General features: G+C 62.0%; 9 protein-coding genes and 1 pseudogene. 5 read left to right on the plus strand and 5 right to left on the minus strand.

What is annotated here, in order from left to right:
* The 4 genes and pseudogenes from QU44_RS19035 to QU44_RS16270 all read right to left on the minus strand — a co-directional run.
* Positions 1-143, minus strand: a pseudogene (locus QU44_RS19035) (DUF6973 domain-containing protein); the annotation flags it as partial.
* Positions 144-218: 75 nt separating this feature from the next.
* Positions 219-572, minus strand: coding sequence for a DUF6973 domain-containing protein (locus QU44_RS19040; RefSeq protein WP_443018097.1), 354 nt, complete (start codon positions 570-572; stop codon positions 219-221).
* A 3-nt stretch (positions 573-575) separates the two neighbouring features.
* Entirely contained in the window at positions 576-2903 is a 2328-nt protein-coding gene (clpA, locus tag QU44_RS16265) for an ATP-dependent Clp protease ATP-binding subunit ClpA (RefSeq protein WP_033923465.1), read from the minus strand.
* Positions 2904-3029: 126 nt separating this feature from the next.
* The gene (locus QU44_RS16270) at positions 3030-3227 is read right to left on the minus strand and encodes a DUF1192 domain-containing protein (protein ID WP_033923466.1); all 198 of its coding nucleotides are present in this window, start codon (positions 3225-3227) and stop codon (positions 3030-3032) included.
* A gap of 76 nt (positions 3228-3303) precedes the next feature.
* Between QU44_RS16270 and QU44_RS16275 the strand changes: the two genes are divergently transcribed.
* From QU44_RS16275 to QU44_RS16295, 5 genes are all read left to right on the plus strand, one after another.
* On the plus strand, positions 3304-4314 hold the full coding sequence (locus QU44_RS16275; protein ID WP_231621786.1) for an NAD(P)H-quinone oxidoreductase: 1011 nt from the start codon (positions 3304-3306) through the stop codon (positions 4312-4314).
* 179 nt (positions 4315-4493) lie between these two features.
* Positions 4494-5396, plus strand: a complete 903-nt coding sequence (locus QU44_RS16280) for a UDP-2,3-diacylglucosamine diphosphatase (RefSeq protein ID WP_033923467.1) — start codon at positions 4494-4496, stop codon at positions 5394-5396.
* Positions 5397-5401: 5 nt separating this feature from the next.
* Entirely contained in the window at positions 5402-6427 is a 1026-nt protein-coding gene (locus QU44_RS16285; protein WP_033923468.1) for a glycosyltransferase family 4 protein, read from the plus strand.
* A 102-nt stretch (positions 6428-6529) separates the two neighbouring features.
* On the plus strand, positions 6530-7201 hold the full coding sequence (locus tag QU44_RS16290) for a DUF1013 domain-containing protein (RefSeq protein ID WP_081988126.1): 672 nt from the start codon (positions 6530-6532) through the stop codon (positions 7199-7201).
* Between the two features lie 104 nt (positions 7202-7305).
* The gene (locus QU44_RS16295) at positions 7306-8184 is read left to right on the plus strand and encodes a dienelactone hydrolase family protein (protein ID WP_033923470.1); all 879 of its coding nucleotides are present in this window, start codon (positions 7306-7308) and stop codon (positions 8182-8184) included.
* Between the two features lie 97 nt (positions 8185-8281).
* On the opposite strand, the gene QU44_RS17995 is transcribed toward QU44_RS16295, so the two are convergent.
* Positions 8282-9028 (minus strand): DUF3658 domain-containing protein, encoded by a 747-nt coding sequence (locus QU44_RS17995; RefSeq protein WP_081988127.1) that lies wholly within the window; start codon positions 9026-9028, stop codon positions 8282-8284.
* Positions 9029-9068: the final 40 nt, after the last annotated feature.

Consider the following 9068-nt stretch of genomic DNA (forward strand, 5'->3'; position numbering starts at 1 on the left):
CAAACCGTGGGATTTTTCAGCAGCCTGCTAGCCGCTGGGTTTTCTACAAACGCCCGCCCCATAGCATTATTATGAAGGTCCATCGCTAGTTCTGCGGGGTCGTTTTGTCCGCTCACCTCATGCGCGTTCGCAAAGGCGCTAGTGGTCCGATTCTGACATTTGCTACCCCCTTCGGCTCAGTCAGGAGCAAATGTCAGAATCTCCAGGACCACTAGCAATTATGTGATTCTAGTGGATTTTATGATTTTGACATTCGCAGCGAGAGCGTGCCGCAGGCGGGATGCGAATGTCAAAATCAATCCACTAGCGGCCCTTGATCCCATTGATTGCGCCATCGAGAAATTCCAACGGAAATGTCGCCAAGCATCGCCGCGCCCATTCCACAACTGCGACGCAGGGAAATTTGCAGCTGCTCGACTTGATGAAATATCAGCTGCTCGTTTCGCGTTGATGACCTGCCAACCTGGCCGCGTCATCGCATTTCCAACCTCAGTTCTGTTGCCGATGTTTCCCGGGCTAACAGCGGGGCACTGGTTATTCTGCGGCGGTGCCAGATGAAGCACCGCCGCCATATCTTACTTCGCGTCGAGCGGCTCGGTCTTCTTGCCGCCGCCCTTGCGCTTGGCCTTTTTAGGCGGCGCGGGGACGATTTCGAACGCTAGAGCCGAATCCTTCAGCTTCACATTCACTTCGCCGCCATGCATCAGCTTGCCGAACAACAGTTCCTCGGCAAGCGGCTGCTTGACCTTCTCCTGGATCAGCCGGCCCATCGGGCGTGCGCCATACAGCTTGTCATAGCCGCGCTCGGTGAGCCAAGCCTTTGATTCATCGTCGAGCTGGATGTGCACGCCGCGATCGGCAAGCTGCAGTTCGAGCTGGAGGATGAACTTGTCGACGACGCGCGCCACCACCTCCGGCGGCAGATAGCCGAACGGTACGATCGCATCGAGACGGTTGCGGAATTCGGGGGTGAAGAGCTTCTTCACCGCTTCCTCCTGCACATCGTCGCGATTGCTGGCGCCAAAGCCGATCGATTCGCGTGCCATGTCCGACGCGCCCGCATTGGTCGTCATGATCAGGATGACGTTGCGGAAATCGACGGTCTTGCCGTGGTGATCGGTCAGCTTGCCGTTGTCCATCACCTGCAACAGGATGTTGAACAGATCGGGATGCGCCTTCTCGATCTCGTCGAGCAACAGCACGCAATGCGGCTGCTGGTCGATCGCGTCGGTAAGCAGGCCGCCCTGATCATAGCCGACATAGCCCGGAGGCGCACCGATCAGCCGGCTGACCGAATGGCGCTCCATATACTCGCTCATGTCGAAACGCTGGAGCGGGATGCCCATGATCTCGGCGAGCTGACGTGCGACTTCAGTCTTGCCGACGCCGGTGGGGCCGGTGAACAGATAGTTGCCGATCGGCTTGTCGGGCTCACGCAGCCCCGCGCGCGACAGCTTGATCGCCGACGACAACACTTCGATCGCGGCATCCTGGCCGAACACCACGCGCTTGAGATCGGTGCCCAAATTGGCGAGCACGCGGGTATCGTCCGAAGACACCGTTTTCGGCGGAATCCGAGCCATCGTGGCGATGACCTGCTCGATCTCCTTCGAGGTGATAACCTTCTTGCGCTTGTTGGGCGCGACCAGCATCTGCATCGCACCGACTTCGTCGATCACGTCGATCGCCTTGTCGGGCAGTTTGCGGTCGTTGATGTAGCGCGCCGACAGCTCGACCGCCGATTTGATCGCTTCGGGGGTGTATTTTACCGAGTGATGCCCCTCGAACGCGCTGCGCAGCCCCGACAGGATCTTGATCGTGTCTTCGATCGTCGGTTCGTTGACGTCGATCTTCTGGAACCGGCGCAGCAGTGCGCGGTCCTTTTCGAAATGGTTGCGGAATTCCTTGTAGGTGGTTGATCCGATGCAGCGGATCGTGCCCCCCGATAGCGCGGGCTTGAGCAGGTTCGACGCATCCATCGCGCCGCCGCTGGTGGCGCCGGCACCGATCACGGTGTGGATTTCGTCGATGAACAGCACCGCATGCGGCAGCTTTTCGAGTTCGTTGACGACCTGCTTCAGCCTTTCCTCGAAATCGCCGCGATAGCGGGTGCCCGCGAGCAACGCGCCCATGTCGAGCGAATAGATGACCGCGGGCAGCAGCACCTCGGGCACGTCGCCCTCGACGATTTTCCGCGCGAGGCCTTCGGCGATCGCGGTCTTGCCGACGCCGGGATCACCGACATAGAGCGGATTGTTCTTCGACCGCCGGCAGAGGATCTGAACGGTGCGATCGACCTCGGGACCGCGCCCGATCAGCGGATCGATCTTGCCGTTCTTGGCCTTTTCGTTGAGGTCGACGCAGAATTGCTTCAGCGCGCTTTCCTTGGCGTCCTTGCCACTCTTTTGTGCTGGCTTTTCCTCTTCGGCGACACCCTTCACTTCGCGGGCTTCGGTGGGTGTACTGCCCTTGCCGACGCCGTGGCTGATGAAGCTGACCGCATCGAGCCGGCTCATGTCCTGCTGCTGCAGAAAATACACCGCATAGCTCTCACGCTCGCTGAACAGGGCAACGAGCACGTTTGCCCCGGTCACTTCGTCGCGGCCCGAAGACTGGACGTGCAGGATCGCGCGCTGGACAACGCGCTGAAAGCCGCTGGTGGGCGACGGGTCGGTCGCATTATCGACCTTGAGCGCCTCAAGCTCGTTGTCGAGATACGTCGCGACGGTGGTTTTCAATTCGCCCAGATCGACACCGCATGATGCCATCACCTTGGCACCATGTTCATCGTCGATCAGCGCCAGCAGCAGATGTTCGAGCGTCGCATATTCGTGCCGACGCGAGGACGCAGCTTCCAGCGCCTTGTGCAGCGTTGATTCGAGTGCGGATGCGAAAGACGGCATGGGGTTAGCTACTCCAATCGGCCGCAGCATGACACGCGGCTCTTTCCAGCAATGTCGGGTTGGCAAGGCAATTCGGCAAGCGGGGAGCATCCAACGGGCTTTGGCCCATGGTGTCCGCCAGGGAAATCATCGACGAAACAATGCGTCGGCGCTGTCGCGATGGCGCACCGCCTTTTCCATATGTCGGCGAACGCGACCGATTTCGGCATCGAGCGCAGCGATCCGCGACTCAAGCTCGGCAATCGACAAGGGGTCGAGATCCTGCACCGCCAGCGCCGCCAGCGTGTCGTCCTTTCGACGCGGGAGATTATCATCGGCGTCCATGACGCCAAACGTTGACCCGTGCGCCTGCGATGTCAATAAGACCGGCAAATTCTGGGCCAGGGGGCACCGCCACGCAATGACATTAGTCGATAAGATGCCGGATACGATGTGGGCGATCGATCCGGAGGGTGCCGGCGGTCCCGAATTGCTGGTGGCGGTGAAACGCCCGGTGCCGGTGCCCGCACCTGGCGAGTTGCTGCTGCGCGTCGCCGCTGCCGGCGTGAACCGGCCCGATGTGCTGCAGCGGAAGGGCATGTATCCGATGCCCCCCGGTGCGCCGTCGATCCTGGGCCTGGAAGTTTCGGGCGAGGTCGTAGCGGTGGGCGAGGGGGTGGACGATGTCATGCTCGGCCAGCCGATGTGCGCGCTGCTGGCGGGCGGCGGCTATGCCGAATATGCGGTCGCGCCGTTTGGGCAATGTCTGCCGGTGCCCCGCGCATTGTCGATGATCGAGGCGGCGGCGTTGCCCGAAACCTTGTTCACCGTGTGGACCAATTTATTCGAGCGCGCCTATGCCAGCGACGGCGATGTGGTGCTGGTCCATGGCGGCACATCGGGCATCGGCACGATGGCGATTGCGCTGGGTGGGCTGTTTGGCCTCACGACCATCGTGACCGTGGGCTCCGAGGCCAAGCGCGAAGCCGCGCTGGCATTGGGCGCGCATCACGCGATCAACTATAAAACGTCCGATTTTGTCGAGGAAGTCCGGCGCATTACCAACGGCAAGGGGGTCGCCGCGGTCATCGACATGGTCGGCGGCGATTATGTCCCGCGCAACCTGCAATGCCTGGGCGACGATGGCCGGCATGTCTCGATCGCGGTCCAGCGCGGGGCAGAGGCCAGCATACCCTTGTTCGACATCATGCGCCGCCGCCTGACGCTGACCGGATCGACGCTTCGCCCCCGCGACAGCCAGTTCAAGGCGATGGTCGCCGACGAACTTCAGGCGCATGTCTGGCCGCATGTCGAAGCGGGGCGGTTGAAGCCGGTGATCGACCGGACCTTCTCCCTTGCCGAAGCCGCCGACGCGCATCGATGGATGGAAGCGGGCGACCATGTCGGCAAGATCGTGCTGACGATGGGCTGATCGGCAACCGGCCTCGCCTGTACCCCGGCCTCGTCTTTACCAGCGTGCTAGCCGATCGCAGCACGCTGGAGGCGAGGCGGCCCCGCCATGTGACACTCCCATGACCCTGCTACCCGCAATCTGTCATATTTCACCTGCATAGGGCGTTCAGACAAGGACAACCGCAGGAAACCTTGGACATGGGCGCAATCACCAGGCCTCCGTTGGAAGCCGTCATCACCGACATGGCCGATTTCGGCGCGTTGCAGCCATCGGTGCCGGAAAAAATCACCGAGCGGCGGCAATATCGAACCGTCTGGATCAGCGACGTCCATCTCGGCACGCGCGGTTGCAACGCCGACATGCTGATCGACTTTTTGGATCATGTCGACAGCGACACCATGTATCTGGTCGGCGACATCTTTGACGGGTGGCAGCTCAAAAAGAAATTTTACTGGCCCGCAACGCATAACGACATCGTCTGGCGGATCATGAAACGTGCCAAGCGCGGCACCAAGATCGTCTACATCCCCGGCAATCATGACGAGATGTTCCGCCAGTTCACCGGCCTCGATTTCGGCGGGGTGAAGATCAAGCGTCAGGCGATCCACACCACCGCCGATGGCCGCCGCTTGCTGGTGCTGCATGGTGACGAATTCGACGCGATCACGCTGTCGCATCGCTGGCTCGCCCATGCCGGCGATTTTGCCTATCACATGATGATGACGCTCAATCGCTGGGTGAACCTGTACCGCCGCGCGATGAAGCTGCCCTATTGGTCGCTCAGCAAATATGCCAAGCACAAGGTGAAGAACGCGGTCGAGTTCATTTCGAACTTCGAGGAGATCGTCGCGCACGAGGCCAAGACACGCGGCGTCGACGGGGTGATCGCCGGGCACATCCACACTGCCGACTATCGCCATATCGACGGAATCGACTATTACAATGACGGCGACTGGGTCGAAGGGTGTACGGCGCTGGTCGAGCATGAGGATGGACGCATGGAAATCCTGCACTGGGCCGACGAAATCCGCGCCCGCGAACGTGAAGCCGCCGCTGCCATCGATGAGGCGCGCATGACCGAGGCGCGCGTGGCGGCCTGAGCGGCATGCGGATCGCCATCGTCACCGACGCCTGGGAGCCGCAAGTGAACGGCGTCGTCCGCACGCTCCAGGCGGTGCGGGCTGTGTTGGAAGCCCAGGGGCACGAGGTGCTGGTCGTCTCGCCCGACCGCTTCTATTCGCTGCCGTGCCCGACCTATCCCGAGATTCGGCTGGCGATGGTTCGCACGGCCACCGTCGGCGGGCTGCTGGCCGATTTCGCGCCCGAGGCGATCCATCTGGCGACCGAGGGGCCATTGTGCATCGCCGCGCGTCGCTGGTGCCTGCGCCGGGGCTTTCCGTTTACCACTGCCTATCACACCCAGTTTCCCGATTATGTTTCGGCCCGTTCGGGCGTGCCGGCGGAGTGGATCTGGCGCTACATCCGCTGGTTTCACGCGCCGGCGCACGCCGTTCTCGCCTCTACCCCCTCGATCCGGCAAGCGCTGGTCGCGCATGGGCTTGAGCAGGTTCGGCACTGGGGGCGCGGCGTCGATCTGGCGGCGTGCCATCCCGGCGTTCAGTCGCATCCTGATCTTGCAGTTCTGGATGGTCCGATTCAGCTGTATGTCGGGCGTATCGCTGTCGAAAAGAATCTCGAGGCGTTTCTGCAAAGCGGGCAGGCGGGCAGCAAGGTGGTGGTCGGCGATGGTCCCGCGCGAGCGGCACTGGCGGCCAAATATCCCGAGGTCCATTTCATGGGGCCACGCTTCGGTGACGAACTGGCGCAGTTTTATGCAGGGGCCGACGTGTTCGTCTTTCCCAGCCGCACCGATACCTTCGGCCTGGTGATGATCGAGGCGCTTGCCTGCGGCACCCCGGTGGCGGCCTATCCGGTGACCGGGCCGATCGACATCGTCACGCCGGAAACTGGCGCGCTGGCCGAAACGCTCGACGAAGCAATAGCCACTGCGCTGACCCGCGACCGGGCGGCGTGCGCCGATTATGGGCGGCAATTCACCTGGGAAGCGAGCGCCGCGCAGTTTCTGGGCGCGCTGGTTCCCATCGGCGGGGTCGATCGCGCCGCTGCCTGACATGATGCTACGCCTTGCCCTTGCGGCAGCGCTGCACTAAGTCTTCGCCATTACACGGCCACCCCGGAAGGGGTGGCCCTTATTGTTTCTGGAGACTTTGCCGTGGCCCAGCCTTTGATGCCGCATGCGACCGCTTCCTGGTTGGTCGACAACACCGCGCTTTCGTTCGACCAGATCGCCGATTTCTGCGGCCTGCATATCCTCGAGATTCAGGCGATCGCCGACGACACGACCTCGGCCAAGCTGACCGGGCGCGATCCGGTGCGCGCGCATGAGTTGACGCTCGACGAGATCGAAAAGGGCCAGGCCAATCCCGATTATCGCCTGGTGATGCAAAAGGGGCCAGAGCAGGTCCGCCGCACCAAGGGGCCGCGCTATACCCCGGTGAGCAAGCGCCAGGACAAGCCCGACGGCATCGCCTGGATCATCCGCAACCACCCCGAAATCTCGGACGGCGCGATCGGCAAGCTGATCGGCACGACCCGCACGACGATCGCGGCGCTGCGCGACCGCAGCCACTGGAACATCGCCAACATCACCCCCAAGGATCCGGTGACCCTGGGCCTGTGCTCTCAGCGCGAGCTTGATGCGCTGGTCGCCAAGGCAGCGAAGGCTGCGGGGATCGAGGCACCGACCGATACCCGGCTCGAAGGCGATCGTGAAATCCTGCTGGCGCAATTGCGCGCCGAGCGTGAAGCCCTGGCACGCGGCGGCGTGGTCGAGACCGAAAAGCCGTTGTTCAAGAGCGACATCGTCGACCCCTGGAAGAAGTGATCGGCTGACCCGCCAATCCTCCCCGTCGCAGATGGGGAGGAAAAGCAGGGATTGCCTCCCCGGATGCTGCGGCTACGCTGCCTCCAATTGATAGGGAGCCAGCCATGACCGACCTGCGCCAGCGTGCGATCGACCTGTACGACGCATTCACCCACGAGCATCGTGACCGGCGGCAATTGCTGCGCGAGACCGTGATGCTGGTCGGGTCGGTCGCGGCTGCCGAGGCGCTGATCGCCACGATCGCCGCATCCCCCGCCACCGCGCAGCAGACCGACGCCGCCGATCCTCGGCTCGTCACCCGCAAGGGCAGCTACGCGATCGGCGACGGCCAGAGCATGACCGGCTATTTCGCCGCGCCGCGCAATCCGGGGCGAAAGATCGGCGCGGTGATGGTGATCCACGAAAATCGCGGGCTCAACGCGCATACCCAGGATGTCGCGCGGCGCGTCGCGCTGGCGGGTTATTTCGCGGTCGCACCCGATTTTCTGTCCCCCGCCGGCGGCACCCCGGCCGACGAAGACGCGGCGCGCGACCTGATCGGCCAGCTGGATTACGACGCCACCATCCTGGCGGCGGTCGCAACGCTCGTACGGCTTCGGCGGCTGGCGAACGGCACCGGCAAGGCAGGCGCGGTCGGCTTTTGCTGGGGCGGTGCGCTCACCAATCGTGTGGCGGTGGCGGCGGGGTCGTTGCTCGATGCCGGTGCCTCTTATTACGGCCCCGCGCCCCACCCTGCCGAAGCGGCCAAGGTCGAAGCCGCGATGGTCGTGCATCTCGCGGGCAACGATACCCGCGTGAATACCACCGGCATCCCATGGGGCGAGGCGTTGCGCGCGGCGGGCAAGAATGCCGAGACGTTCGTCTATCCCGGCGTCGATCACGCCTTCAACAACGACACGTCGGCAGCGCGCTACAACCAGCCGGCAGCCGACCTTGCCTGGTCGCGCACGCTGGCGCTGTTTGCCAGGCATCTTGACGCCTGAGTAGCAATGTTCGACATTTGTTCCGCAGCGTCTCGGAGGGGAACATGGCCGACGAGCTGGTGCTCTGGAACTGGAGTTCTTTTGGGCTTTCCCGCCCTCATGCGGGTAGCCGTATTTCGCAGCCCGCCATATGTCCTAGATCTCCTCGCCATTCTAATATTCCAGCTTCAGCGAGATCGGCCAACCGAGCCATCAGGACAAGGTCACCTGTTTGATAAATGCCCTCTAAAGAGAAGTCGACGAGCACTCCTGCCACGATTCTTGCCATCTTTTGCCATTCTGGTTTAGCATGATCCAGTAGAACTGCGTCGAAATGCTCAAGAGGCGCTGATATCAAACCGATTTCGCCGAGGATACGCAGAGGCGCATTCTCTGCCTGAAGTTGCCGCCACAAGGCCAAGCTGCGTGCCCGTCTCGCTGCCGATAGAGGTTCTGCTTGATCTAGATATCTAATCATGGTCTCTGCATGGAGCAGGCTGAGGCGTGGTACATCGAGGATTTGACACTCCGTATCCGCCATATGCGACAGCCACCACAAAAAGCCGGCAACACTGTGCGCGCTATCTGGAGAAATCCACGCAATTGGAGGCTTACTTGCCTCGATTGATGCACTCAGGACGGGTAGACTATCCTCGAAAATTTCTTGCCAGTCAGAATAGCCCAATTCATTCTCGACCCATTGAGCGCGTGCATTTGGGTCGTCCTTGTCTATGGGGCCAAAACTGAAATCATCATATGGCCCAACGACAACACCCGCTCGACCGGCAACCTGCAGCGCTTGTTGCAAGGTTCCCGCTGCGGAACGTCCAAAAACAACGTGAAGTTGGGAATTTTCTGAAGTCATCAGGTCAACCTAACCTCTCTTATTCACTGGGCTGCTGCGT

It is taken from the genome of Sphingomonas sp. 37zxx, from assembly GCF_000786205.1.
Classification (GTDB): Bacteria; Pseudomonadota; Alphaproteobacteria; order Sphingomonadales; family Sphingomonadaceae; genus Sphingomonas.